Raw genomic sequence first — 24,473 nt, 5'->3', positions numbered from 1 at the left:
TCTTTGTCTTGTCAGTCATCTGTGTGGGAGGCATTGCCTCCCACAATTATTTCTAACGGACACCGCAACTTACTGACAGAAGCGAAACATGAGCTCATCGACCCCCACCACCCCGATCTCCGCCTGGCTGGAAAGTCTACGCCCCCGCACCCTGCCGTTGGCCTTTGCCTCCATCGTGGTCGGTTCGGCAATTGCCGCCTGGCACGGCAGCCTGAAACCCGAAGTGGCGCTGCTGGCGCTGTTGACTGCCGGCCTGCTGCAGATCCTCTCCAATCTGGCGAACGACTACGGCGATGCCGTCAAAGGCAGCGACAAAGAAGATCGCATCGGGCCATTGCGCGGCATGCAAAAAGGCATGATCACCCAGGCGCAGATGAAACGGGCGCTGGTGGTGACGGTGGTACTGATCGCGCTCGCCGGCTGTTCGCTGATCGCCGTCGCCTGCGAGCAACCCAGCGACGTGGTCGGCTTCCTGGTGCTGGGCGGGCTGTCTATCGTGGCGGCCATCACCTATACCGTCGGCAACAAGCCCTACGGGTATTTGGGGCTGGGCGACATCTCGGTGCTGGTATTCTTCGGCTGGCTGAGCGTAGCCGGCACCTACTATCTGCAAACGCACACCTTCGACAGCGTCGTGATGCTGCCGGCCACCGCCTGCGGCCTGCTGGCGACGGCGGTGCTCAACATCAACAATCTGCGCGATATCGAGAGCGATCGCGAAAACGGCAAGAACACGCTGGCGGTGCGTCTCGGCCCGCACAAGGCGCGCATTTACCATGCCCTGCTGCTCGGCGGCGCGGTGCTGTGTTTCGCGCTGTTTACGCTGTTCAATCTCCACAGCCCGTGGGGCTGGCTGTTCGTGCTGGCGATCCCGCTGCTGGTGCGCCACGGCCTGCGCGTACTGCGCGATCCGACGCCGGTCGGCATGCGGCCGATGCTGGAGCACATGGTCAAGGCGGCGTTGCTGGCCAACCTGCTGTTCGCCATCGGCGTGGCGCTCAGTTAAAAACTGATGATTTTGCCAACAGGGCGAATAAAGGGATATACTGAACATTCCAGCGGCAAACAGACGTAAAATCCTATGAAATACGATACTTCCGAACTTTGCGACATCTATCATGAAGAGGTGAACGTTGTTGAACCTCTGTTCTCCAATTTTGGCGGGCGTACTTCATTTGGCGGGCAGATCACCACGGTGAAATGCTTTGAGGATAACGGCCTGTTGTTCGATCTGCTTGAAGAAAACGGCCGCGGCCGTGTGCTGTTGGTCGACGGCGGCGGTTCGGTACGCCGGGCGCTGATCAACGCCGAACTGGCGCGCCTGGCCGCCCAGAACGAATGGGAAGGCATCGTGGTGTACGGCGCGGTGCGTCAGGTGGACGATCTGGAAGAGCTCGACATCGGCATTCAGGCGATGGCGGCGATCCCGGCGGGCGCGGTAAGCGAAGGCGTGGGGGAAAGCGATATCCGCGTCAACTTCGGTGGCGTCACCTTCTTCTCCGGCGATCACCTGTATGCCGACAACACCGGCATCATCCTCTCCGAAGACCCGCTCGACATCGAGTGATTTTCGGTCATGAAAAAGGGCGCCGCAGGCGCCCTTTTCGTTGCTGCCTGGCGTGAGGAATCAGACCTCTTCCATTTTGCCCAGCAGAGCGCGCAGGCGATCTTGCCATACGTGCTGTTCTTCTTTCAGCTGTTGGTTTTCGCGCACCAGCGCTTCGTGGTTGCCGGAGGCAGCCTGAACTTCCTGCGACAGAGAGTTGTTTTTGTCTTTCAGCTCTTCAATTTCCATCTGCAACAAGGTGATGGTATCAATCGCCTGCTGTACTTTTGCTTCCAGTTTCTCAAATACTTCAAATGACATGCTTCAGTCCCCTCATGATAGCAAGGCGTACATCTATAAGTAGCGGCCGCAACGTCGGCTGCAGCTACTGCGAATATTGCATCGCGCTCAGTGACGCGCGCCGTTATGGAAGGCGCGCCAGTCTCGATTCGTTAAAAACGATTGTAAGTAGCCAGTCTCCGCCTGTCTAGCAACATACCGGATCATCGCGCAGTCTGTTGCAATTTTCCTGCCTCCGCCATCAGCAAAAACTGAAAATCCCCGCCGCCGCCGCCGCGAGTTGTTAACGCCCCTCGCCAAACCACTGGTCAGATCACACTTTTATGGCTCAGAAAGAACACTAAACGACGCGAAATCGCTCAATTTTATGACGAGCTACACACATTTTGATTTCGCTATTTCTCGTTTATGTTCGTTAACGATAAATTTACATCACGTCCTCATTCAATAATTGGACGAGATGAAAAAAACTGTGCCCATAGGTCAGATGTATACCTAACTGAGCCTATAAACCAACAACCGCCGTTTTGCAGGACAACAACATTATGAGCCAAACCACCAGTCCGACATTAAAAGGCCAGTGCATCGCCGAGTTCCTCGGCACGGCGCTGCTGATCTTCTTTGGCGTAGGCTGCGTTGCCGCGCTGAAACTGGCGGGCGCCAGCTTCGGCCAGTGGGAAATCAGCATCATTTGGGGCCTGGGCGTCGCCATGGCCATCTATCTGACCGCCGCCATTTCCGGCGCGCATCTCAACCCCGCGGTCACCCTCGCTCTGTGGCTGTTCGCCTGCTTCGACGGGCGCAAAGTGGTGCCTTACATCATTGCGCAGATCGCCGGTGCCTTCTGCGCCGCCGCCCTGGTCTATGGGCTGTACTACAACCTGTTCTTCGACTTCGAAGCGGCTCACCACATGGTGCGCGGCAGCAACGAAAGCCTCGAGCTGGCCGGCATCTTCTCGACTTACCCTAACGCGCATATCTCCGTCGGCCAGGCCTTCCTGGTAGAAATGGTGATCGCCGCCATTCTGATGTGCCTGATCCTGGCGCTGACCGACGACGGCAACGGCATCCCGCGCGGCCCGCTGGCGCCGCTGCTGATCGGTATTCTGATTGCCGTGATCGGCGCCTCCATGGGACCATTGACCGGCTTTGCGTTGAACCCGGCGCGTGACTTCGGGCCGAAACTGTTCGCCTACCTGGCCGGCTGGGGCAAAGTCGCCTTCACCGGCGCACGCGACATCCCGTACTTCCTGGTGCCGATCTTCGCCCCTATCGTCGGCTGTGGCCTGGGCGCTTTCGGTTACCGCGCGCTGATTGGCCGCCACCTGCCGTGCGACGTCTGCGTGACGGAAGAAGAGCCCGACGCCAAGACCCAGCAGCGCAAAGCATGATGGGTGCAGTTTTACACGGTTAACAACAGCAGGATAATTACCATGACTGTAGAAAAAAAATACATTGTCGCACTCGACCAAGGGACCACCAGCTCACGCGCCGTCGTGCTCGATCACGACGCCAACATCGTTGCGGTATCGCAGCGCGAATTCCCGCAGATCTATCCCAAGGCCGGCTGGGTTGAGCACGACCCGATGGAAATCTGGGCGTCGCAAAGTTCGACGCTGGTAGAAGTGCTGGCGAAAGCCGACATCAGTTCCGATCAGATCGCCGGCATCGGCATCACCAACCAGCGCGAAACCACCATCGTCTGGGAAAAAGAGACCGGCAAGCCGATTTACAACGCCATCGTCTGGCAGTGCCGCCGCACCGCCGACATCTGCGAGAAGCTCAAGCGCGACGGCCTGGAAGAGTACATCCGTCACAATACCGGCCTGGTGGTTGACCCGTACTTCTCCGGCACCAAGGTGAAGTGGATCCTGGACAACGTCGAAGGCGCCCGCGAGCGCGCCAAGCGCGGCGAACTGCTGTTCGGCACCGTCGACACCTGGCTGGTGTGGAAAATGACCCAGGGGCGCGTACACGTTACCGATTACACCAACGCCTCACGCACCATGATGTTCAACATCCACGAGCTGGACTGGGATGAACGCATGCTGGAAGTGCTGGATATCCCGCGCGCCATGCTGCCGAAAGTCCGTCCTTCCTCCGAGGTGTACGGCCAGACCAACATCGGCGGTAAGGGCGGTACGCGTATTCCTATCGCCGGTATCGCCGGTGACCAGCAGGCGGCGCTGTACGGCCAGCTGTGCGTTCAACCGGGCATGGCGAAGAACACCTACGGCACCGGCTGCTTCCTGCTGATGAACACCGGCAAAGAAGCGGTGCGTTCGAAAAACGGCCTGCTGACCACCATCGCCTGCGGCCCGCGCGGCGAAGTGAACTATGCGCTGGAAGGCGCGGTGTTCATCGGCGGTGCGTCTATCCAGTGGCTGCGCGACGAGCTGAAACTGATCAGCGACGCCGCCGACTCCGAATACTTCGCCACCAAGGTGAAAGACAGCAACGGCGTCTATGTGGTGCCGGCCTTCACCGGCCTGGGCGCCCCTTACTGGGATCCGTACGCCCGCGGTGCCATCTTCGGGCTGACCCGTGGCGCCAACAGCAACCACATCATCCGCGCCACGCTGGAATCCATCGCCTTCCAGACCCGTGACGTGCTGGACGCCATGCAGGCCGACGCCAACACCCGCCTGCAATCGCTGCGCGTGGACGGCGGCGCGGTCGCCAACAACTTCCTGATGCAGTTCCAGTCCGATATTCTCGGCACTCGCGTAGAACGCCCCGAAGTGCGTGAATCGACGGCGCTGGGCGCCGCGTTCCTGGCGGGCCTGGCCATCGGCTACTGGAACGATCTGGATGAAGTGAAGAGCAAAGCGGTGATTGAGCGCGAATTCCGCCCAAGCATCGAAACCACCGAACGCAACTACCGCTACGGCGGCTGGAAAAAAGCGGTGGCGCGCGCTCAGGCGTGGGAAGAGCACGACTAAACCCAGCCTTGTCGTTACCCCCCAAATTGCGCTGCCCGCGGGCGGCGCTTTTTTTTGCCCCGCCCCGCCGCCGCCGCGCTGTGATAGACTTTGCCGATATTTTCTTCCCTTTCTCACAGACAGGTTTGCCATGAAACGTGAATTAGCCATCGAATTTTCCCGCGTTACCGAAGCCGCCGCGCTGGCGGGCTACAAATGGCTGGGACGCGGCGACAAGAACGCCGCCGACGGCGCGGCGGTCCACGCCATGCGCATCATGCTTAACAACGTGGATATCGATGGGCGCATCGTGATCGGCGAAGGCGAGATCGACGAAGCGCCGATGCTGTATATCGGCGAACAGGTCGGTACCGGCCAGGGCGACGCGGTCGACATCGCGGTCGATCCGATCGAAGGCACCCGCATGACCGCCATGGGCCAGTCCAATGCGCTGGCGGTATTGGCGGTGGGCGATCGCGGCGCCTTCCTGCACGCGCCGGACATGTACATGGAGAAGCTGGTGGTCGGCCCGGCGGCACGCGGCGCCATCGATCTCAACCTGCCGCTGGCGGAGAACCTGCAGAACGTCGCCGCCCGGCTGGGCAAACCGCTGTCGCAGCTGACGGTGATCGTTTTGGCCAAACCGCGCCACGACGGCGTCATCGCGCAGATGCAGCAGCTCGGCGTGCGGGTGTTCGCCATTCCTGACGGCGACGTGGCGGCCTCCATTCTCACCTGCATGCCGGAAAGCGAGGTCGATGTGATGTACGGCATCGGCGGCGCGCCGGAAGGGGTGATCTCAGCCGCGGTGATCCGCGCGCTGGACGGCGACATGCAGGCGCGTTTGCTGCCGCGCCATGAGGTGAAAGGCGACAGCGCCGAGAACCGCCGCATCGGCGAACAGGAGCTGGCGCGCTGCCGGGAGATGGGTATCGAAGCCGGTCAGGCGCTGCGTCTGGATCAGATGGCGCGCAACGACAACGTGATCTTCTCCGCCACCGGCATCACCAAGGGCGATCTGCTGGAAGGCATCAGCCGCCAGGGCAATATGGCCACGACCGAAACGTTGCTGATCCGCGGCAAGTCGCGCACCATCCGCCGCATCCGTTCAACCCACTATCTGGATCGTAAAGACCCGGCGCTGCACGAGTTTTTGCTGTAACGAAACAGGGCGCCGAATGGCGCCCTGATGATTGATGACAAACCTCATGACCTTGCCGGGTTGGCAGAGAGCAACGACTAGAAAACCAGGAAAATCAATTTATTGATTTTCGGCTGATAACCACAAAGGGGGAAAAATCACGCTTTTTCCCCCTTTGTCAACTGCATGAGGGCGCCGAATGGCGCCCTGTCGTTATGCGGTATGCCCCTGATGTTGCATCCGGTTGGACAGCGGCCACCAACACAGCAGGATCAGCAGCGCCATCGCGAACATCAGCAATCCGAGGCTGAACTGCCCGGTTTGCGGCAGCATGGCGGAAAGCCAGGTCGCAAGCCCCGATCCCATATTCTGCATGCCGCCAACCAATGCGCCCGCCGCGCCGGCCAGGTAAGGGAACGGCTCCATCGCCCCGGTGGTCGCCAGCGGGAACAGCATGCCGGCGCCGAAGAAGAACAGTGCGGCCGGCACGATCAGCGTCCAGATGTTCATCACGCCGAACCAGCCCGGGATCCACATCATCGCCCCCGCCAACAGGCAGCTAATCACCGAATGCCACATCAGCGTGTGGAAGGTCTTGCCGTCGCGCCCGGCGTACCAGGCACCGAAAAACGCCGCCGGGATCGGCAGAATGAACAGGATGCTGACGGTCAGGCCACTCAGCCCCAACACGCCGCCCATCAACACGCCGCAGCTGGCCTCGAATACCGCAATGCCCGCCAGCGCGCCGATCAGCATCACCAGATAGCAGCTGAAGGTGCTGTCAGCCAGCAGCTGGCGGAAACTGGCCAGCATGCGGCGTTTTTCCGTTTGCACCGGGCGGGTTTCCGGCAGCCAGCGGAACATGGCGAAAGCGACGCAGGCGCACAGCGCCAGCAGGAAGGCGTAGCTGGCACGCCAGCCGAACACCATCGCCAATGCGCCGCCGATCACCGGCGCCAGCAGCGGGCTGACCAAAATCCCCATATTCAGCAGGCTGTTGGCATAGCGCAGCGCGGTGCCGGCATACAGATCGCGCGGCATGGTGCGCGCCATCACGCCCGCCACGCCGGTGCCCATCCCCTGAATGGCGCTGGCGGCGACCAGCATCGTCAGGTTAGTGGACAGCAGCGCGCCCAGCGCGCCGATCAGGAAGATCATCATGCCGGTCAGGATCACCGGACGACGCCCGATACGATCCGATATCGGCCCGTAAATCAGCTGGGAGAAACCGTAGGTCAGCAGATACGCCGCCATCACCCGTTGCACGGCGCCGGTGCGAACCGACAGATCGTGGGCGATATCAGCAATAACGGGAACATAAATGGTTTGCGCCATCTGGCCGACGGCGACCAACAGGATAAGCATCACCAGCAGGTGAAAATTCTCTAGTTTTCTCATTATCTTCGTTAACGTTTCAACTCGTCACAGCGTCCCGGAATGGCCGTTGCAGCAGCCAGAACGGCGAGCAGCCCTCTATGGCGGCATAAACTAATCAAATCTGATTTTTTTAGCGAGTTTCAGGCAGATATTGATCCAGGTCACACTGGCAGCAAACCCGACCAGGCTCGTAAATTAAACTGTACGTCTAACGCTTTGGAGTTAAAAACAGCGCCCTTGCAGTAGCCGCGCTTTAGCATTTAATCGATAATCCTTTTCATCAACTTGAAATAAAATAACACCATAGGGATTTGGTTCATGAAAACACCTGAGCTGATTTTATTGCAGTTAAAGGCTCTCGGCCCGCACTCGGCCAAAATGCTGGCGGAGCGTCTGGACATCACGCCGATGGGCATCCGACAACATCTGCAATCCCTGGAAAAACGTGAGTTGGTTTGTTACGAAGAAGCGCGCAGCAAGGTCGGCCGCCCGACGCGCTACTGGTCGCTGACCGAGCGAGGGCATGCCTTTACGGCCGCCGACCAGGAGCGGTTGCGGGCATCCGCGCTGCAGCTGTTTGGCGGCGCCGGGGTGGAACCGTTGCTCAGCGCGCGCGAAGAGCAGCTTTATCTGCGTTATGCCGAAGAGCTGTCCGCCGAGCGTAGCCACCATGATCGGTTAGCCCGACTGGTGCGCCTGCGGCAACATGACGGTTACATGGCTGAATTGCTCGACCACCCGCACGGCGCGCTGCTGGTGGAAAACCACTGCCCGATCGGCGTGGCCGGCTCCAGCTGCAGTAGCCTGTGCAATTCCGAGCTGCAGCTGTTTCACCGCCTGTTCGGCAACGACTACCGGGTAGAGCGCACCGCGCACGCCATTTCCGGCTCACGACATTGTGCTTATTTGATTCGACCACGGGAGCTTTAGAGTATGGCTGAATGGGTAAACGGCAAGGTTACGCAGGTAAAACAATGGACCGACGGGCTGTTCAGCCTGGTGGTCAATGCCCCCATCGATCCTTTCACCGCCGGGCAATTCGCCAAGCTGGCGCTGGAGATCGACGGCGAACGGGTGCAGCGCGCCTACTCCTACGTCAATGCCCCCGACGACGCCAATCTGGAGTTCTATCTGGTCACCGTGCCAGAAGGCAAACTGAGCCCGCGCCTCAATCAGCTGCAGCCGGGCTCGGACGTGATGGTAACCAAAGAAGCCGCCGGCTTCTTCGTGCTGGACGAGGTGCCCGACTGCGACACGCTGTGGATGCTGGCGACCGGCACCGCCATCGGCCCCTATTTATCGATTCTGCAGCAGGGCATCGGGCTGGAGCGCTTCAACAACCTGGTGCTGGTGCACGCCGCGCGCTTTGCGCGTGACCTGAGCTACCTGCCGCTGATGCAGCAACTGCAGCAGCGCTACAACGGCAAGCTGCGCATCCAGACCGTCGTCAGCCGCGAAGAGGCGCCCGGTTCATTGACCGGCCGCGTACCGGCGCTGATCGAGGACGGCCGGCTGGAAGCGGCGATCGGCTTGACCATCGACGCCGAAACCAGCCACGTGATGCTGTGCGGCAACCCACAAATGGTGCGGGACACCCAGCAAACGCTGAAAGACCACCGCCAGATGCGCAAGCACCTGCGCCGCAAGCCGGGCCACATCACCAGCGAACACTACTGGTAACCCGGCGAGGGTCAGCGGAACTTCACCGGTTCGGCTTCCGGGCCGAACCGGTTATCTCCCGGCGTGCCGACGAAGGCGCCCAGATCGATCATCATCATCACGATAATCAGCGTCGGAATGAAACGCCCGACGCCCCATTGCCAGATCGGCGCCAGCATCTGCCAGTTCCCCGCCGCCAGCATCCACGCCAGGATCAGCAGCAGCGCCCACCAGCCGGCCTTGTTGCGATCGTGCAGGCGCTTGACCAGCACCGCCGCCGTCGGCCACAGCAACGCCACGATAAAGAAGGCGATGGATTGGATGGCGATCAGCTGATAATTGGCCAGCGTAAACGCCGCCGCCATCAGCGCCAACCACAGCCCCATCCAAATCCAGAAGTCGCGCCGCCCGATGCGGCCCTTAAAAGAAAAACACCACTGTTGTAACGTCATCGATTCCTGCGCTCTAAGCCTGCCCATATTCTGCGCCGCAGTGTAACATAGGCGCTGCCGGGCCGAGTTTTCCGCCTCGCATAACGCGGTGCGCCGCACAGCTTTCTCGTCAGCGAACCGATAATGGCGTGGGATCTTTGACAAGCCCCGCGGGTTATCGCTTTAATCGGAGCCATCTTTGTCCTTGATGCCATACGCCATGCTGAGAAAAACCCTCGTCATCGCCTGCCTGCTGCAGGCGGCCGCCAGCGCCTGGGCCGATCCGCCGCCCACCGAAGCGACGCCCGCCGCACCTTACCTGCTGGCCGGGGCGCCGACGTTCGATCTGACGGTGGTCAAATTCCGCGAAAAATACAACCGCGACAACCCGAAGCTGCCGATTGGCGAATTCCGCGCCATTCCCGCCGCCGAAGACGATTCGCCGCTGCTGACGCGCGCCGCCAGCAAACTCAACGAAAACCTGTACGCCTCCACCGCGCTGGAGAAAGGCACCGGTAAAATCAAAACGTTGCAGATCACTCACCTGCCGCTGCAGCAGGCCAATGAAGAAAAAGCCGCGCGCGCCATCGCCATCAGCTACATGGCGGCGCTGATGCGCCAGTTCGAACCGGCGTTGACGGTGGAACAGAGCCAGAACAAGGTGAACAGCCTGCTGGAAAAAGGCAAAGGATCGCGCTTTTACCAACAGCAGGTCGGCGCCATTCGCTATGTCGTTTCGGACAACGGCGATAAAGGCGTAACCTTCGCGGTTGAACCGATTAAGCTGGCGCTTTCCGAGCCGTAACGGCGCGGCATTTAATGACGAAAAGCAAAGCCTTCGCGCTTAATGATCTCTATACTGTTGGGCAGGTAAACTGCCGGTCCGGCAGTTGTCATTTCGACTCTCGCGTTCCCTAGTTGGAGGAAAAAACATGCGTCATCCATTAGTTATGGGTAACTGGAAGCTTAACGGCAGCACCCACATGGTCAACGAACTGATCGCCGGCCTGCGCAATGAGCTGAGCAGCGTTGACGGCTGTGGCGTCGCCATCGCCCCGCCGGTGATGTATCTGGATCAGGCCAAGCATGCGCTGGCCGGCAGCCGCATCGCGCTGGGCGCGCAGAACGTGGACGTTAACCTGTCCGGCGCCTTCACCGGTGAAGTTTCCGCCAACATGCTGAAAGACGTCGGTGCCCAGTACATCATCATCGGCCACTCCGAGCGCCGCACCTACCACAAAGAAAGCGACGAAGTCATCGCCGAGAAATTCGCCGTGCTGAAAGAAGCCGGCCTGATCCCGGTGCTGTGCATCGGTGAAACCGAAGCGGAAAACGCCGCGGGCAAAACCGAAGAAGTGTGCGCGCGCCAGATCGACGCCGTGCTGAAAACGCTGGGCGCACCGGCGATGAAAGGCACCGTGATCGCCTATGAGCCGGTCTGGGCCATCGGCACCGGCAAATCCGCTACCCCTGCGCAGGCGCAGGCCGTGCACAAATTTATCCGTGGCCACATCGCCAAGCACGATGCCGCGGTTGCCGCTGAAATCATCATCCAGTACGGCGGTTCGGTGAACGACAAGAACGCCGCGGAGCTGTTCTCTCAGCCGGACATCGACGGCGCGCTGGTTGGCGGCGCCTCGCTGAAAGCCGACGCTTTCGCCGTGATCGTCAAAGCCGCTGCCGCAGCGAAAAAAGCCTGATTCCCTTAGGCCTGCCATAAAAAAACCCCGGCTTGCCGGGGTTTTTTATTGCCGCTCAACCGGCATCAGCGTTTGCTTATCTCGTCGAACACGCCGCCGGTGGCGAAGTGCACCTTCTGCGCTTCGGTCCAGCCGCCGAAGGTGTCATCCACGGTGAACAGCTTCAGCTGCGGGAACTGCCCGGCAAACTTGGCCGCCACCGCCGCATCGCGCGGACGGTAATAGTGCTGCGCCGCGATGGTCTGCCCTTCCGGCGAATACAGATACTTCAGGTAGGCGGTCGCCACGTCGCGGGTACCGCGTTTATCGACCACCTTATCCACCACTGACACCGTCGGTTCGGCCAGGATCGATTCGCTCGGCGTAATAATCTCGAACTTGTCTTTGCCGAGCTCTTTCTCCGCCAGCAGCGCTTCGTTTTCCCAGGCGATCAGCACATCGCCGATGCCGCGCTCAACGAAGGTGTTGGTCGCGCCGCGCGCGCCGGAATCCAGCACTTCGACGTTCTTGTACAAGTTTTTGACGAAGTCCTGCGCCTTGGCCTTATCGTTGTTGTTGTGGTGCAACGCGTAGCCCCAGGCGGCCAGGTAGTTCCAGCGGGCGCCGCCGGAGGTTTTCGGGTTCGGGGTGATCACCGACACGCCCGGCTTGATCAAATCGGGCCAGTCGTGAATTTGTTTCGGGTTGCCTTTGCGCACCAGGAAGACGATGGTCGAGGTGTAAGGCGCCGAGTTGTCCGGCAGGCGCTTGATCCAGTCTTTCTCGATGCGCCCGCGTTCGGCGATGGCGTCGACGTCATAAGCCAACGCCAGCGTCACCACGTCGGCCTCGATGCCGTTGATCACCGAGGTCGCCTGTTTGCCGGATCCGCCATGCGACTGGCGCACCGTCACCTTGTCGCCGGTTTCCGCCTGATAGTGCTTGCTGAATGCCGTGTTGTAAGCCTGATAGAATTCACGCGTCGGATCGTATGACACGTTCAGCAACTGAATATCCTTCGCCATGGCGCCGGACGCCAACAGCACCAATGTCAGACCTACACCCCATTTACGCATCGACAGGCTCTCCCAGAAAATTAAGCGCAACCTCAATCGGTTGGTTTAGCATCAGAGCCTGCCAGAAACTTTCCCGGCAATTAAAGAATAAAAAATTTTGGGATAGATGATTACGGAATATATCGCCGGCGGGCATCAAAAAGCCCCCGCAAGCGGAGGCTCTTTTGTCGTGCGGTGAGCGGCGTATCAGTACAGTTTTTTCGCCGTTTCCAGCCAGTCGCCCTTGAACGGACGCTTCATGTTTTCGATCGCGTCGATGATGTCGTGGTGCACCATTTTTTCGTTCTGGATACCGACGCAGCGGCCGCCGTAGCCCTGCAGCAGCAGCTCGATGGCGTAGGCGCCCATGCGCGAGGCCAGGATGCGGTCGTAGGCAACCGGTGAACCGCCGCGTTGAATGTGGCCCAGCACGGTGGCGCGGGTTTCACGCTTGGTTTCCTGCTCGATGTGGCGCGCCAGCTCATCGATGTCGCAGATGTGCTCGGTGATCGCCACGATGGCGTGTTTTTTACCCTTGGCGATACCGGCCTTGATTTCGCACACCAGGTCTTCGCGGTTGAATTCGATTTCAGGCAGCACGATGAATTCGCAGCCGCCGGCAATCGCCGCCGCCAGCGTCAGATCGCCGCAGTAACGGCCCATCACTTCCACGATGGAGATACGCTGGTGCGAAGAGGAGGTATCGCGCAGGCGGTCAATTGCTTCCACCACGGTTTCTAGCGCGGTGAAGTAACCGATGGTGTAGTCGGTGCCGGCAACGTCGTTATCGATGGTGCCCGGCAGACCGATGCACGGGAAGCCTTCTTCCGTCAGGCGTTTGGCGCCCATGTAGGAACCGTCGCCGCCGATCACCACCAGCGCGTCGATGCCGCGATTCTTCAGGTTTTCAATCGCCTTGGCGCGCACGTTTTCATCCCTGAACTCCGGGAAGCGGGCCGAGCCAAGGAAGGTGCCGCCGCGGTTGATCATGTCGGACACGCTATAGCGGTCCAGCTGCTCCATGCGATCTTCGTACAAGCCAAGGTAGCCATCGTAAATACCAAAAACTTCCAGACCTTCTGAAAGCGCAGAACGCACAACGCCGCGGATTGCAGCGTTCATACCCGGCGAATCACCGCCGCTCGTCAGTACACCGATTTTCTTGATCATGACTACCTCTGAACTGTGTAGATGCAATTTCTTAAGAATTCTGTCTCCGCCGATCGTCTTGAAACCTCTCCGGCTGCAGAAAACCAGCTTTACGGCTTATTGCTGGATATTATATCAAAAACACCCAGCTGAATTGATTCAAGTCACGCAATATAACGGTAAAAACACCGCATGGCACGCTGAGCTAACTCAGATATTCATGATAATACTTCGATCTGTGCCTCTATCTGATTATAGCTCCCAATGCCCCTGCCTACCCGGTGGCACCACGGAGCACGGATCCAGGTGAATGATGACGTCCGCCCCCGCAAAACGGTGCCGCAACGCCTGTTCCACCTGATCGGCCAACCGGTGCGCCTCACGCAGCGGCAGCGTGTCTTCCATCTCCAGATGCAGCTGGATGAAACGCGTCGGCCCCGACTGCCGCGTGCGCAGATCGTGCGCGCCTTTCACCCCGGGCCAGGAGGAAACCACCTCGATAATCGCCTGGCGTTCGTCATCCGGCAACGCCCGATCCAGCAGCGACTGCACCGCTTCGTAGCCCATGCGCAGCGCGCTATACAGGATGTAAACGCCGATGCCCAGCGCGAACAGCGCGTCCGCCCGCTGGAAGCCGTACCAGCTTAGCCCAAGAGCGATAAGAATAGCACCATTCATCATGACATCTGACTGATAATGCAGCATATCTGCGCGCACCGCCTGGCTGCGCGTTTTTCTGACCACCCAACGTTGATAGGTGACCAGAATCAGGGTGCTGATCAACGCGATCACCGTCACGACGATCCCGACGCCGGGATCGCGCAGCGTTTGCGGCGCATACAAATGCTGGAAGCCGGTGAGGAACAGAAACAGGGCGGAGCCGGAAATAAACATGCTTTGCGCCAGCGCCGCCAGCGATTCCGCTTTGCCGTGGCCAAAGGTGTGCTCGGCATCGGCCGGCTGCAGCGAATAACGCACCACCAGAAGGTTGGTCAGCGAGGCGGCGATATCGACCAGCGAATCTACCAGCGCCGCCAGCAGGCTGACCGAACCGGTGTGGTACCAGGCGACGATTTTGATCAACAGCAGTGACGACGCCAGCGCGGTAGCGGCCAACGCAGCGGACTTTACCAGGCGTGCATAGCGCTGTTCCATCAAGGGATCCCGGTCAAAAGGTGTGGCGCTCAATATAGCGAAATGTCGGATAAAAAAAACCCCGCCATCATGGCGGGGAAGACAGGGATGGTGTCTATGGCAAGGAAAAACAGGGGACTACTCAGTCGTACTTCACTTCTGGGCAGAAGCTTGCTGCAAACCAGAAATTTGTTGCTCCATCTGCTGCATACGCTGCTGATGTTTCTGGTCTAAAACACTTTTTTGCTCTGGCGTCAGCAGGTTATACATTTGGTTGCGCACCCGGGCCATTTCGACCTGGCGCTTGACCTGCTGTTGGGCCATCTTTTCAGCCTGGGCATACACGGCGGCTTCGTCAAATTTCTCTGCGGTCACCAGTTTATGCATGGCTTCCATTTCAGCTACATTGACACCAGGCAGATCGTGCCGGGCCTGGCGCATCAAATCGCGCATTTGCTGGCGCTGCTGTTCGCTGAGGCTGACACCGTCGAACATATGGTGTTGGCCGGGTATTCGGGTCATCGCGTCGTTGCCGGGAGGTTGGGCTGTGTCCGGTATAGTGTCGGCAGCGAAGGCAGCGGTCGAACCAATTGCCAGCAGTGATGCCATAACTAATGCGGTCACCTTACGCATTTCAACTCCTCAAGCTTTCTCACTTTGCGAATCAACGAGGAGCAGTGTACCGCTACACCTGAAAACCTGCGTCAGTGCATGTAAAACTACGTAAAGTCATGGAATGGCAACAGTTGATGACGTATTTTGCGTCTGGAGGTAAATCATAATGAACAAGATTCTGTTAGTTGACGACGACCGCGAGTTGACCTCGCTGTTAAAAGAACTGCTTGAAATGGAAGGTTTTAATATCGTCGTCGCGCACGATGGCGAGCAGGCGTTGTCGCTGCTGGACAGCTCCGTCGATCTGCTGCTGCTCGACATCATGATGCCGAAGAAAAACGGCATCGATACGCTGAAAGAACTGCGCCAACATCACCAGACGCCGGTCATCATGCTGACCGCGCGCGGCAGCGAACTGGACCGCGTGCTGGGCCTGGAGCTGGGTGCCGATGATTACCTGCCGAAACCCTTTAACGATCGCGAACTGGTCGCGCGCATTCGCGCCATTCTGCGCCGTTCCAACTGGAGCGAACAGCAGCAGCAGGTCGACAGCGGCGCCCCGACGCTGGATGTCGATGGCCTGCAGCTGAACCCCGGTCGCCAGGAGGCCAGCTTCGACGGCCAGGTGCTGGATCTGACCGGCACCGAATTCACCCTGCTTTACCTGCTGGCGCAGCATCTCGGCCAGGTGGTGTCGCGCGAACTGCTGAGCCAGGAAGTGCTGGGCAAACGCCTGACCCCGTTCGATCGCGCCATCGACATGCACATCTCCAACCTGCGGCGTAAGCTGCCGGATCGCAAAGACGGGCATCCGTGGTTCAAAACCCTGCGCGGGCGTGGTTATTTGATGGTATCTGCAACATGATCAACAGTTTGACGGCACGCATCTTCGCCATTTTCTGGTTCACGTTAGCCCTGGTGCTAATGTTGGTGTTGATGGTGCCCAAGCTTGACTCCCGCCAAATGACCTCGCTGCTCGACAGCGAACAGCGGCAGGGGTTGATGCTGGAACAGCACGTCGAGGCCGAGTTGCAAAACGATCCGGCCAACGATTTGATGTGGTGGCGCCGCCTGTTCCGCGCCATCGACAAATGGGCGCCGCCGGGCCAACGCCTGCTGCTGGTCACCAGCGAAGGCCGGGTGATCGGCGCGCAGCGCAATGAAATGCAGATCGTCCGCAACTTCATCGGCCAATCCGACAACTCGGATCATCCGAAGAAGAAAAAGTACGGCCGCGTCGAGCTGGTAGGGCCGTTCGCGGTGCGCGACGGCGAAGACAACTACCAGCTGTACCTGATCCGTCCCGCCAACAGCCCGCAATCCGATTTCATCAACCTGATGTTCGACCGGCCGCTGCTGCTGCTGATCGTCACCATGCTGATCAGCGCCCCGCTGCTGCTGTGGCTGGCCTGGAGCCTGGCGAAACCGGCGCGCAAACTGAAAAACGCCGCCGATGAAGTAGCGCGCGGCAACCTGAAGCAGCATCCGGAACTGGAGGCCGGCCCGCAGGAATTCCTGGCCACCGGCGCCAGCTTCAACCAGATGGTCAGCGCGCTGGAACGCATGATGAATGCTCAGCAACGCCTGATATCGGACATCTCGCACGAGCTGCGCACGCCGCTGACGCGCCTGCAGCTGGCCACCGCGCTGATGCGCCGCCGCCACGGCGAAGGCCACGAACTGGCGCGCATCGAAACCGAAGCGCAGCGGCTGGATTCGATGATCAACGATCTGCTGGCGCTGTCGCGCGGTCAGCAGAAGAGCGAGCTGGCGCGCGAGCAGCTGAAGGCCAACGAACTGTGGGCCGACGTGCTGGACAACGCCCGTTTCGAAGCGGAACAGATGGGCAAGCAGTTGGAGATCACCGCGCCGCCCGGCCCATGGACGCTGTTTGGCAACGCGAGCGCGCTGGACAGCGCGTTGGAAAACATCGTGCGCAACGCCCTGCGTTATTCGCACACCCGCATCGCCGTGGCGTTCAGCGCCGACAATCAGGGCGTGACCATCCAGGTTGACGACGACGGCCCCGGCGTCAGCGCCGAAGACCGCGAGCAGATCTTCCGTCCGTTCTATCGCACCGACGAGGCGCGCGACCGCGAATCCGGCGGCACCGGCCTCGGCCTGGCAATAGTCGAGGCGGCTATCAACCAGCATCGCGGCTGGGTGAAGGCCGAAGACAGCCCGCTTGGCGGCCTGCGGTTGGTGCTGTGGCTACCGCTGCATCATCAACGTCTGTCGACTAAGACAGAACAGTAAGAGTTTGCTATCCTGCGCCCCTCGTTCACGAGGGGCCTGCAACATGCTGAACATCGTTTTATTTGAACCCGAAATTCCACCCAACACCGGCAATATCATCCGCCTGTGCGCCAATACCGGCTTTAACCTGCACCTGATCGAACCGCTGGGTTTCCCGTGGGACGACAAGCGCCTGCGCCGCGCCGGGCTGGACTACCATGAGTTCACCCGCGTCAGCCGTCATGCCGATTACGCCGCCTTTCTCGCCGCCGAAAAGCCGCAACGGCTGTTTGCCCTCACCACCAAAGGCACGCCGGCGCACAGCGCCGTCAGCTATCAGGCCGGCGACTACCTGCTGTTCGGCCCGGAAACGCGCGGGTTACCCGCCGATATCCTCGATGCGCTGCCTGCGCAGCAAAAAATCCGCATCCCGATGCAGGCGCAAAGCCGCAGCATGAACCTGTCGAATGCCGTCTCGGTGGTCGTGTATGAGGCCTGGCGGCAGCTGGACTATGCCGGCGCGCTGATCAAGGCGTAATCCGCGACGACGCGCCATACTGAAAGGGTCATCCTCTCCAGAGCACGGCACATGGTTTTCGTCGCAGATATTGTCACCCAGCTTCGCCGGCTTGAGCCGGCGCTGAACGAGGCGCTGTTGCGGCTGCAACAGGCGCAAGACACCGAAGCGCTGCACGACTTGCGCGTCTGTCTGCGCCGCATTCGCAGCCTGCTGCGCCCGTTGCGCGGCTGCCCCGGCGCAACGCGGCTCGATCGGGCCGCCGCCGAGTTGGGCAGGCTCACGACGCCGTTGCGCGATCTCGAGGTGCTGATCGCCGAACTGGCGCGCCATCGCCTGGATTGGCAGGCCAACGTGCGCCAGAGCGATCTTCAGGCCCGCTACCGTCAACTGCTCGCCCATCCGCAGATCATCGACTTTCCCTCGCTGTTGCACGCCTGGCCGCGCCGCTTCCGCCGCACGGCGCGACGCACCGCCAAACACCGCCTGAACCGACGCCTGCAGCGCCAGCAACAGCAATTGCGCCGGGCATTGGCCGATACCGGCTACGATCGCCACCGCCTGCGGCTGCTGATAAAGCGCCTGCGCTACGCGGCCGAAGCCTATCCGCAACGCCTTCCCCTCTCTCCCGCCGCGATGGCGGGCCTCAAGGCGGCGCAAAGCGCTCTCGGCGACTGGCACGATCGTGAGGTCTGGTGCCTGCAGGCAGAACATCAGGCGGATCTCTGGCCCTTGTTGCCCCGGTGGCAAGCTGAGCAACGCCAGACGCTGGCCAAGGCGGACGACTTGCTCGCCGCCTTATCATCGGCGCTGGCGGCGAAAACCGGCGGCGCATCACGATCCTGAAAAAAGGCCGCGGCAGGGCACGCCCGGCCCCGAAAATGCCCGATGAGGCGCAGATAATGCGCTATGTTTTGTAAGGGTAATCACCACTCATCATAGGAAACCATATGAAGAAACAACGCTTGAGCGTTGCCATGGCGATTCTGGCAGCGGGCCTGTTGCTGGCGGGTTGTTCGTCCAAAGTCACCCAAACGTCGCAGTATTCGGGCTTCTTGTCCGATTACAGCAAACTGCAGGAAACCACCTCGCCAAGCGGCCATAAAACGCTGCGCTGGATAGATCCAAGCTACAAGGAATCCAACTATCGCGGCCTCTATTTCCAACCGGTGGTCTATTTCCCGGCGGAGAAACCCACGGCGCGCGTCAGCCAGGACACGCTGAACAAGATTAAGACCTACGCGACCCAGCGGATCAAAACCGCGCTGCAGAACCGCTTCACCATTCTGCCAAGCCCGACGGGCTCGCGCGTGCTGGTGGCCAAGCTCGCCATCACCGCCGTTTCCGCCGAAAATGAAGACATGAAATTCTATGAGGTGGTGCCGGTCGCCGCCGTGGTCGCCAGCACCATGGCTGCTACCGGGCACCGGACGCAAAATACCGCGCTGTATATCGAAGGCGAGCTGATCGACCAGGATACCGGTAAAACGGTGATGGAAGTGGTACGTAAGGCCTACGGTAAAACCGTCAACAACGACAGCACGCCGGTCACGGCGGATGACGTCAAGGCGGCGATCGACGACATCGTCACCGATATCACCAACTTCCCGAAACAGGGCTGACCGCCGCCTGGAAAACACAGGGGGAGCCGAAGCTCCCCCTGAATGGCTGCAAAGACGGCGCTCAAATGCCGTCGCCGTACTCGAAGCCGTGATTGGTGCCGTTAAAGTATTGGTCCATATCCATCGACGGCGTATCGCTCTCCGGCCGCCCGACGATGCGCGCCGGCACGCCGGCGGCGGTGGTGTGCGGCGGTATCGCCTGCAAGACCACCGAGCCCGCGCCGATCTTCGCGCCCTTGCCCACTTCGATATTGCCGAGAATTTTGGCGCCGGCGCCAATCATCACCCCTTCGCGGATTTTCGGGTGACGGTCGCCGCTGGTTTTACCGGTACCGCCCAGGGTGACCGACTGCAGGATAGAGACATTGTTCTCCACCACCGCCGTTTCACCGATCACGATGCCGGTGGCGTGGTCGAGCATGATGCCGCAGCCGATGGTCGCCGCCGGGTGGATGTCCACGCCGAAGGCGACGGAAATTTGATTTTGCAGGTAGATAGCCAGCGCTTGCCGCCCTTGCTGCCACAGCCAGTGACCGATGCGGTAAGCCTGCAGCGCATGGAACCCTTTCAGGTAAAGCAGCGGCGTGGAGTATTTATCGACCGCCGGGTCGCGCAGCCGTACCGCGAGGATATCGCGCGCCGCCGACACGATCATCTGGTTGTCGGACTTGTAGGCCTCTTCCACCACCTCGCGCACCGCGATGGCGGGCATGATCGGCGTCGCCAGCTTGTTGGCCAGCATATAGCTGAGCGCGCTGCCCAGGTTCTCGTGCTTGAGCAACGTCGCATGGAAAAAGCTGGCCAGCATCGGTTCACAATCAGCCAGTGCTCGCGCTTCTGATTTAATGCTGTTCCAGACCTGTTCCAACTCTTCTGACGACATCACATTCCTCTCTGCCTTGCCAAACGGGCCGCTTCACACGGTAGCGCGAAGCGGCCCAGGTCATTAGCGGGGTCAGCATGCTGCCCCGACATATCGTTTTATGTCACGCGCTGGGTTTTTCGTCCTTTCGGGCTCGCCCCAGCAGGCTCAGCGCCGCTTCGCGGGCGTCTTTATGGCAGTAAAGCACCTGATAAATCTGTTCGGTGATCGGCATTTCCACACCGTGCCGCTGCGCCAGCGCCAACACCTCTTTGGTATTGCGATAGCCCTCGACCACCTGACCGATGCTGTCCTGCGCTTCCTGCACGCCTTTGCCCTGCCCCAGCATAATGCCGAAGCGGCGGTTGCGCGATTGGTTGTCCGTGCAGGTTAGCACCAGATCCCCCAGCCCCGCCATGCCCATGAACGTCGAAGGATCGGCGCCCAGCGCAGAACCCAGACGGCTCATTTCCGCCAGCCCGCGTGTAATCAACGCGGTGCGGGCGTTGGCGCCAAAACCGATACCGTCGGACATGCCGGCGCCGATAGCGATCACGTTCTTCACCGCGCCGCCAAGCTGCACGCCGATGAAATCGGGATTGCTGTAGACGCGGAAGCTCTTGCCGCAGTGCAACAGCTGTTGCAGATCGTCGGCGAACTGCGCATCGGTCGCCGCCAGCGCGATCGCCGTCGGCAGGCCGGCAGCCAGCTCTTTGGCGAACGTCGGCCCGGAGAGCACCGCCAGCGGGATCGCCTCGCCCAACGCCTCACGCGCCACGTCCTGCAGCAACCGGCCGGTTTCCGCTTCCAGCCCCTTGGTAGCCCACACGATGCGGGCGTCCGGGCGCAGATGCGGCTTCAGCTGGCGCAGCACGTCGCCGAACACGTGGCTCGGCACCACCACCAGCACGTCGCGGCTGGCCGCCAGCGCCCGCGCCAAATCGGCTTCAAGCAGCAGGGTATCGGGGAAGGGAACGTCGGGCAGAAACGCCTGATTGCAGCGATCTTGCTGCAACGTTTGAACTTGCGCGGGGTTATGCCCCCACAGCACCACGGTGTGGCCGTTACGCGCCAGCGTAATGGCCAATGCGGTGCCGTACGAGCCGGCACCGATGACAGTCATTGAAGCATTGACGGTGTTCATCAGGCATCCTGATGTGGTGCGGCACCTTCGCCTTCCGCCTGCTGCTGCAGATAGTTCATGAACAGCGCGTCAAAGTTGACCGGTGCCAGGTTCAGCTGCGGGAACGTACCGCGGGAAACCAGGCTGGTGATGCACTCGCGCGCATACGGGAACAGGATGTTCGGGCAGTATGCGCCCAGGCAATGCGCCAGCTGCGTGCCTTCGATGCCTGCTACCGAGAAGATGCCCGCCTGTTGCACTTCGCACAGGAACGCGGTCTCTTCGCCCAGGGTCGCCGTCACGGTTACGCGCAGTACCACTTCATACACTTCGTCAGCCAGCTGGCTGGACGCGGTATCCAGATCAAGTTTAACTTCCGGCTGCCATTCCTGCTGGAAAACCTGCGGCGCATTCGGCGCTTCGAAAGAGATGTCCTTGGTATAAATACGTTGGATCTGGAAAGCCATTTCGGTGCTGTTTTGTTCTGACATGTGAGTAATACCCTTGGTTAAACGTCCTTATTGACACTCGGTGAACCGGCAAGCTGCTTAAAGCAGTGGATCCAGGCCGCCGCGAGCATCGAGTTCATATAAATCATCGCAGCCGCCGATATGCCGGCCATCGATGAAAATCTGCGGCACGGTGGTGCGCCCGCTGCGCTCGATCATCACTTCGCGCTTGGCGTTATCGCCGTCGATGGCGATCTCGTTAAACGCCGCGCCCTTGCTGTTCAACAGCGCCTTGGCGCGATGGCAGAACGGACAGGTCGCTTTGGTGTAGATATCAATGTTAGCCATGGATTGCCACCTCAAATAGGTTAAACGGTTACTTGCCGCGCACCAGCGGCAGGTTTTCTCCGCTCCAGCCGGAAATGCCGTCTTTCAGCATAGTCACCTTTTCAAAACCGGCCTTGCTCAGGTTCTCCGCCGGCTCGCGGGAGGCGGTGCCGTTGGCGCACACGACGATGATCGGCTGCGCTTTGTGTTTTTCCAGCTCGCCCAGGCTGCCGCTTTTGATTTCGCTGGCGGTCAGGTTGATGGCGTTGGCCAGGTGACCACGGCGAAAATCGTCGCGGCTGCGGGTGTCGACCACCACGGCTTCTTCTTTGTTGATCAGACGAATAGCTTCACCGCGGGCGATCTCTTTGACCTTGGAGAAACGGCTTTTGAAGGTCATGACGATCACGGCGACCAGCAGAGCGATCCAAGCCAGGCTCAGAATAGGGTGTCTGCTTACGAATGGCATAATTTCTTGCAGCATGGGGTGTAACAACTCCCGTCAGTTAAGGGATAAATAAGTCAAGGTTCCAGAGTATACCTGCCGAGTGCGGCAAATACAGCCAATAAGCAAGCGCGATTGCAGAAACTGCGGGCTGCGCTGAGAAATTCCCGACGTCAGAGCATAAAAGCCCGCGCGATTCGCCGCAACCTTGATCTCTTTGGGCTATTTATCGCCGGCGGCGATGTAAAATCAGCCGGTTTTTCGAGGGTGAATAGCCATGCTTGCGGCGGGCGCATGGCTATTCGCAGCTTAAAAAGTTCATAAGAGGTCAATGCAATGTCGAGCAACAAAAAACCGATGGTTCTGGTGATCCTGGACGGTTACGGCCACCGTGAAGAGCGGCAGGACAACGCGATCCTGAACGCCGGCACTCCGGTGATGGATCGCCTGTGGCGGGAGCAGCCGCATACGCTGATCGCCGCCTCCGGGCTGGATGTCGGCCTGCCCGATGGGCAAATGGGCAACTCCGAAGTCGGCCACGTCAACCTGGGCGCCGGGCGCATCGTGTACCAGGATCTGACCCGGCTGGACAAAGCGATCGCCGACGGCGACTTCTTCGCCAACCCGGTGCTGACCGCCGCGGTCGATAAGGCCGTAGCGGCCGGCAAGGCGGTGCACATCATGGGCCTGCTGTCGCCGGGCGGCGTGCACAGCCACGACGAGCACATTCTGGCCATGATCAAGCTGGCCGCCCAACGCGGCGCCAAAGCGGTTTATCTGCACGCCTTCCTCGATGGGCGCGACACGCCGCCGCGCAGCGCCGAAGCCCCGCTGCAACGCTGCCGCGACGCCTTCGCCGCATTGGGCGTCGGGCGCATCGCCTCGCTGATCGGCCGCTACTACGCGATGGACCGCGACAACCGCTGGGATCGCGTGCAGCTGGCCTATGACCTGCTGACCGCGGCCAAAGGCGACGCCGTGGCCGAGGATGCGATCGCCGGGCTGCAGGCCGCTTATCAGCGCGGTGAAAACGACGAGTTCGTCAGACCGACCGTGATCCGCGCCACCGGTGAGGCCGATGCCGCGATGCAGGACGGCGACGCGTTGATCTTCATGAACTTCCGCGCCGACCGCGCGCGCCAGATCACCCGCGCCTTCGTGAACGCGGATTTCGACGGTTTCCCGCGCGCCAAACAGGTGCAGTTCGGCGATTTCGTGATGCTGACCGAATACGCCGCCGATATCGCGACCGCCTGCGCCTATCCGCCGGCGTCGCTGGCCAACACCTTCGGCGAATGGCTGATGAAGCACGACAAAACCCAACTGCGCATCTCGGAAACCGAAAAATACGCCCACGTCACCTTCTTCTATAACGGCGGCGTGGAAGCGCCGTTCAAGGGCGAAGACCGCGTGCTGGTCAACTCGCCGAAGGTCGCCACCTACGATCTGCAGCCGGAGATGAGCGCCGCCGAGCTGACCGACAAGCTGCTGAGCGCCATCCGCAGCGGCAAATACGACGCCATTATCTGCAACTACCCGAACGGCGACATGGTGGGGCATACCGGCGTGTATGAAGCGGCGGTCAAAGCGGTGGAAACGCTGGACGCCTGCATCGCCCAGGTGGTTGATGCGGTGCGCGACGTCGACGGTCAGCTGCTGATCACCGCCGATCACGGCAACGCCGAGCAGATGCGCGATCCGGCCACCGGCCAGGCGCACACCGCCCACACCAGCCTGCCGGTGCCGCTGATTTACGTCGGTAAACCGGCGCGGGCGGTCGAAGGCGGCAAGCTTTCGGACATCGCGCCAACCCTGTTAACGCTGATGGGAATGGAAATCCCGCAAGAGATGACTGGTAAGCCGCTGTTCATCGTGGAATAATCCTT

General features: G+C 60.4%; 27 protein-coding genes. 15 read left to right on the top strand and 12 right to left on the bottom strand.

All coding sequences use genetic code 11. The features are described 5' to 3' along the window. Positions 1–88 precede the first annotated feature (88 nt). Both ACSBQQ_RS23300 and rraA read left to right on the top strand, forming a co-directional pair. Positions 89–1,006, top strand: coding sequence for a 1,4-dihydroxy-2-naphthoate polyprenyltransferase (locus tag ACSBQQ_RS23300; RefSeq protein WP_033636436.1), 918 nt, complete (start codon positions 89–91; stop codon positions 1,004–1,006). 75 nt (positions 1,007–1,081) lie between these two features. Next, the gene (gene rraA / locus ACSBQQ_RS23295) at positions 1,082–1,567 is read left to right on the top strand and encodes a ribonuclease E activity regulator RraA (RefSeq protein ID WP_004931090.1); all 486 of its coding nucleotides are present in this window, start codon (positions 1,082–1,084) and stop codon (positions 1,565–1,567) included. Positions 1,568–1,627: 60 nt separating this feature from the next. Here rraA and zapB read toward each other — a convergent pair whose 3' ends face one another. Continuing rightward, on the bottom strand, positions 1,628–1,867 hold the full coding sequence (zapB, locus tag ACSBQQ_RS23290; RefSeq protein WP_004931092.1) for a septal ring assembly protein ZapB: 240 nt from the start codon (positions 1,865–1,867) through the stop codon (positions 1,628–1,630). Between the two features lie 524 nt (positions 1,868–2,391). Here zapB and ACSBQQ_RS23285 point away from each other — a divergent pair. From ACSBQQ_RS23285 to glpX, 3 genes are all read left to right on the top strand, one after another. Beyond that, on the top strand, positions 2,392–3,237 hold the full coding sequence (locus ACSBQQ_RS23285; protein WP_004931095.1) for an MIP/aquaporin family protein: 846 nt from the start codon (positions 2,392–2,394) through the stop codon (positions 3,235–3,237). A gap of 42 nt (positions 3,238–3,279) precedes the next feature. Beyond that, complete coding sequence (gene glpK / locus ACSBQQ_RS23280; protein WP_033654537.1) at positions 3,280–4,788, top strand: glycerol kinase GlpK; 1,509 nt, start codon at positions 3,280–3,282, stop codon at positions 4,786–4,788. 130 nt (positions 4,789–4,918) lie between these two features. Then, the gene (glpX, locus tag ACSBQQ_RS23275) at positions 4,919–5,929 is read left to right on the top strand and encodes a class II fructose-bisphosphatase (RefSeq protein ID WP_033649889.1); all 1,011 of its coding nucleotides are present in this window, start codon (positions 4,919–4,921) and stop codon (positions 5,927–5,929) included. Between the two features lie 192 nt (positions 5,930–6,121). Here glpX and emrD read toward each other — a convergent pair whose 3' ends face one another. Next, entirely contained in the window at positions 6,122–7,306 is a 1,185-nt protein-coding gene (emrD, locus tag ACSBQQ_RS23270; RefSeq protein WP_033649888.1) for a multidrug efflux MFS transporter EmrD, read from the bottom strand. Between the two features lie 297 nt (positions 7,307–7,603). On the opposite strand from emrD, the gene ACSBQQ_RS23265 reads away from it, so the two are divergent. Then, on the top strand, positions 7,604–8,215 hold the full coding sequence (locus ACSBQQ_RS23265) for a helix-turn-helix transcriptional regulator (protein ID WP_039569507.1): 612 nt from the start codon (positions 7,604–7,606) through the stop codon (positions 8,213–8,215). A 3-nt stretch (positions 8,216–8,218) separates the two neighbouring features. Next, positions 8,219–8,965, top strand: a complete 747-nt coding sequence (fpr, locus tag ACSBQQ_RS23260) for a ferredoxin--NADP(+) reductase (protein WP_033636442.1) — start codon at positions 8,219–8,221, stop codon at positions 8,963–8,965. Positions 8,966–8,976: 11 nt separating this feature from the next. On the opposite strand, the gene ACSBQQ_RS23255 is transcribed toward fpr, so the two are convergent. Continuing rightward, positions 8,977–9,396: a DUF805 domain-containing protein gene (locus ACSBQQ_RS23255; protein WP_033639143.1), complete on the bottom strand. Its 420-nt coding sequence runs from the start codon at positions 9,394–9,396 to the stop codon at positions 8,977–8,979. 199 nt (positions 9,397–9,595) lie between these two features. Between ACSBQQ_RS23255 and ACSBQQ_RS23250 the strand changes: the two genes are divergently transcribed. Together ACSBQQ_RS23250 and tpiA are read left to right on the top strand one after the other, a co-directional pair. Then, on the top strand, positions 9,596–10,180 hold the full coding sequence (locus ACSBQQ_RS23250) for a DUF1454 family protein (RefSeq protein ID WP_033636444.1): 585 nt from the start codon (positions 9,596–9,598) through the stop codon (positions 10,178–10,180). Between the two features lie 127 nt (positions 10,181–10,307). Further along, positions 10,308–11,075, top strand: coding sequence for a triose-phosphate isomerase (gene tpiA / locus ACSBQQ_RS23245; RefSeq protein WP_033649886.1), 768 nt, complete (start codon positions 10,308–10,310; stop codon positions 11,073–11,075). Positions 11,076–11,140: 65 nt separating this feature from the next. Here tpiA and ACSBQQ_RS23240 read toward each other — a convergent pair whose 3' ends face one another. From ACSBQQ_RS23240 to cpxP, 4 genes are all read right to left on the bottom strand, one after another. Further along, positions 11,141–12,130: a sulfate ABC transporter substrate-binding protein gene (locus ACSBQQ_RS23240; protein WP_033636447.1), complete on the bottom strand. Its 990-nt coding sequence runs from the start codon at positions 12,128–12,130 to the stop codon at positions 11,141–11,143. 186 nt (positions 12,131–12,316) lie between these two features. After that, positions 12,317–13,279, bottom strand: coding sequence for a 6-phosphofructokinase (gene pfkA, locus ACSBQQ_RS23235; protein ID WP_004931116.1), 963 nt, complete (start codon positions 13,277–13,279; stop codon positions 12,317–12,319). Positions 13,280–13,510: 231 nt separating this feature from the next. Beyond that, positions 13,511–14,413 (bottom strand): CDF family cation-efflux transporter FieF, encoded by a 903-nt coding sequence (gene fieF / locus ACSBQQ_RS23230; protein WP_033649885.1) that lies wholly within the window; start codon positions 14,411–14,413, stop codon positions 13,511–13,513. Between the two features lie 132 nt (positions 14,414–14,545). Next, on the bottom strand, positions 14,546–15,025 hold the full coding sequence (cpxP, locus tag ACSBQQ_RS23225; protein ID WP_004931122.1) for a cell-envelope stress modulator CpxP: 480 nt from the start codon (positions 15,023–15,025) through the stop codon (positions 14,546–14,548). 148 nt (positions 15,026–15,173) lie between these two features. Here cpxP and cpxR point away from each other — a divergent pair, with 148 nt between their 5' ends. The 5 genes from cpxR to ACSBQQ_RS23200 all read left to right on the top strand — a co-directional run bounded on the left by cpxR (position 15,174) and on the right by ACSBQQ_RS23200 (position 19,381). Continuing rightward, entirely contained in the window at positions 15,174–15,872 is a 699-nt protein-coding gene (gene cpxR / locus ACSBQQ_RS23220; RefSeq protein WP_004931124.1) for an envelope stress response regulator transcription factor CpxR, read from the top strand. Next, a complete protein-coding gene (gene cpxA / locus ACSBQQ_RS23215) occupies positions 15,869–17,263 on the top strand; it encodes an envelope stress sensor histidine kinase CpxA (protein ID WP_033636450.1) in 1,395 nt (464 codons plus the stop codon). The genes cpxR and cpxA overlap by 4 nt, the downstream gene beginning before the upstream one ends. A gap of 43 nt (positions 17,264–17,306) precedes the next feature. Further along, complete coding sequence (trmL, locus tag ACSBQQ_RS23210; protein WP_033636451.1) at positions 17,307–17,780, top strand: tRNA (uridine(34)/cytosine(34)/5-carboxymethylaminomethyluridine(34)-2'-O)-methyltransferase TrmL; 474 nt, start codon at positions 17,307–17,309, stop codon at positions 17,778–17,780. 51 nt (positions 17,781–17,831) lie between these two features. Then, the gene (locus ACSBQQ_RS23205) at positions 17,832–18,605 is read left to right on the top strand and encodes a CHAD domain-containing protein (protein ID WP_049212135.1); all 774 of its coding nucleotides are present in this window, start codon (positions 17,832–17,834) and stop codon (positions 18,603–18,605) included. Between the two features lie 104 nt (positions 18,606–18,709). Beyond that, positions 18,710–19,381 (top strand): DUF3313 domain-containing protein, encoded by a 672-nt coding sequence (locus ACSBQQ_RS23200; protein ID WP_033649724.1) that lies wholly within the window; start codon positions 18,710–18,712, stop codon positions 19,379–19,381. Between the two features lie 61 nt (positions 19,382–19,442). Here the strand turns inward: ACSBQQ_RS23200 and cysE are convergent, their stop codons facing one another. The 5 genes from cysE to ACSBQQ_RS23175 all read right to left on the bottom strand — a co-directional run bounded on the left by cysE (position 19,443) and on the right by ACSBQQ_RS23175 (position 22,626). Beyond that, positions 19,443–20,264 (bottom strand): serine O-acetyltransferase, encoded by an 822-nt coding sequence (cysE, locus tag ACSBQQ_RS23195; protein WP_004931135.1) that lies wholly within the window; start codon positions 20,262–20,264, stop codon positions 19,443–19,445. A 103-nt stretch (positions 20,265–20,367) separates the two neighbouring features. Next, positions 20,368–21,387, bottom strand: coding sequence for an NAD(P)H-dependent glycerol-3-phosphate dehydrogenase (gene gpsA, locus ACSBQQ_RS23190; RefSeq protein WP_033636456.1), 1,020 nt, complete (start codon positions 21,385–21,387; stop codon positions 20,368–20,370). Then, positions 21,387–21,857: a protein-export chaperone SecB gene (secB, locus tag ACSBQQ_RS23185; protein ID WP_004931139.1), complete on the bottom strand. Its 471-nt coding sequence runs from the start codon at positions 21,855–21,857 to the stop codon at positions 21,387–21,389. The genes gpsA and secB overlap by 1 nt, the downstream gene beginning before the upstream one ends. A 57-nt stretch (positions 21,858–21,914) precedes the next feature. Continuing rightward, entirely contained in the window at positions 21,915–22,163 is a 249-nt protein-coding gene (grxC, locus tag ACSBQQ_RS23180) for a glutaredoxin 3 (RefSeq protein ID WP_004931142.1), read from the bottom strand. A gap of 28 nt (positions 22,164–22,191) precedes the next feature. Next, positions 22,192–22,626 (bottom strand): rhodanese-like domain-containing protein, encoded by a 435-nt coding sequence (locus ACSBQQ_RS23175; RefSeq protein ID WP_033649725.1) that lies wholly within the window; start codon positions 22,624–22,626, stop codon positions 22,192–22,194. 297 nt (positions 22,627–22,923) lie between these two features. On the opposite strand from ACSBQQ_RS23175, the gene gpmM reads away from it, so the two are divergent. Next, positions 22,924–24,468 carry a 2,3-bisphosphoglycerate-independent phosphoglycerate mutase gene (gene gpmM, locus ACSBQQ_RS23170; RefSeq protein ID WP_060429411.1) on the top strand — a complete coding sequence of 515 codons (1,545 nt, stop codon included), beginning with the start codon at positions 22,924–22,926 and terminating at the stop codon, positions 24,466–24,468. Positions 24,469–24,473: the final 5 nt, after the last annotated feature.

This window comes from Serratia sp. G204Y (assembly GCF_051172435.1).
Classification (GTDB): Bacteria; Pseudomonadota; Gammaproteobacteria; order Enterobacterales; family Enterobacteriaceae; genus Serratia; species Serratia sarumanii.
This window is presented reverse-complemented; position numbering and strand designations above follow the sequence as displayed.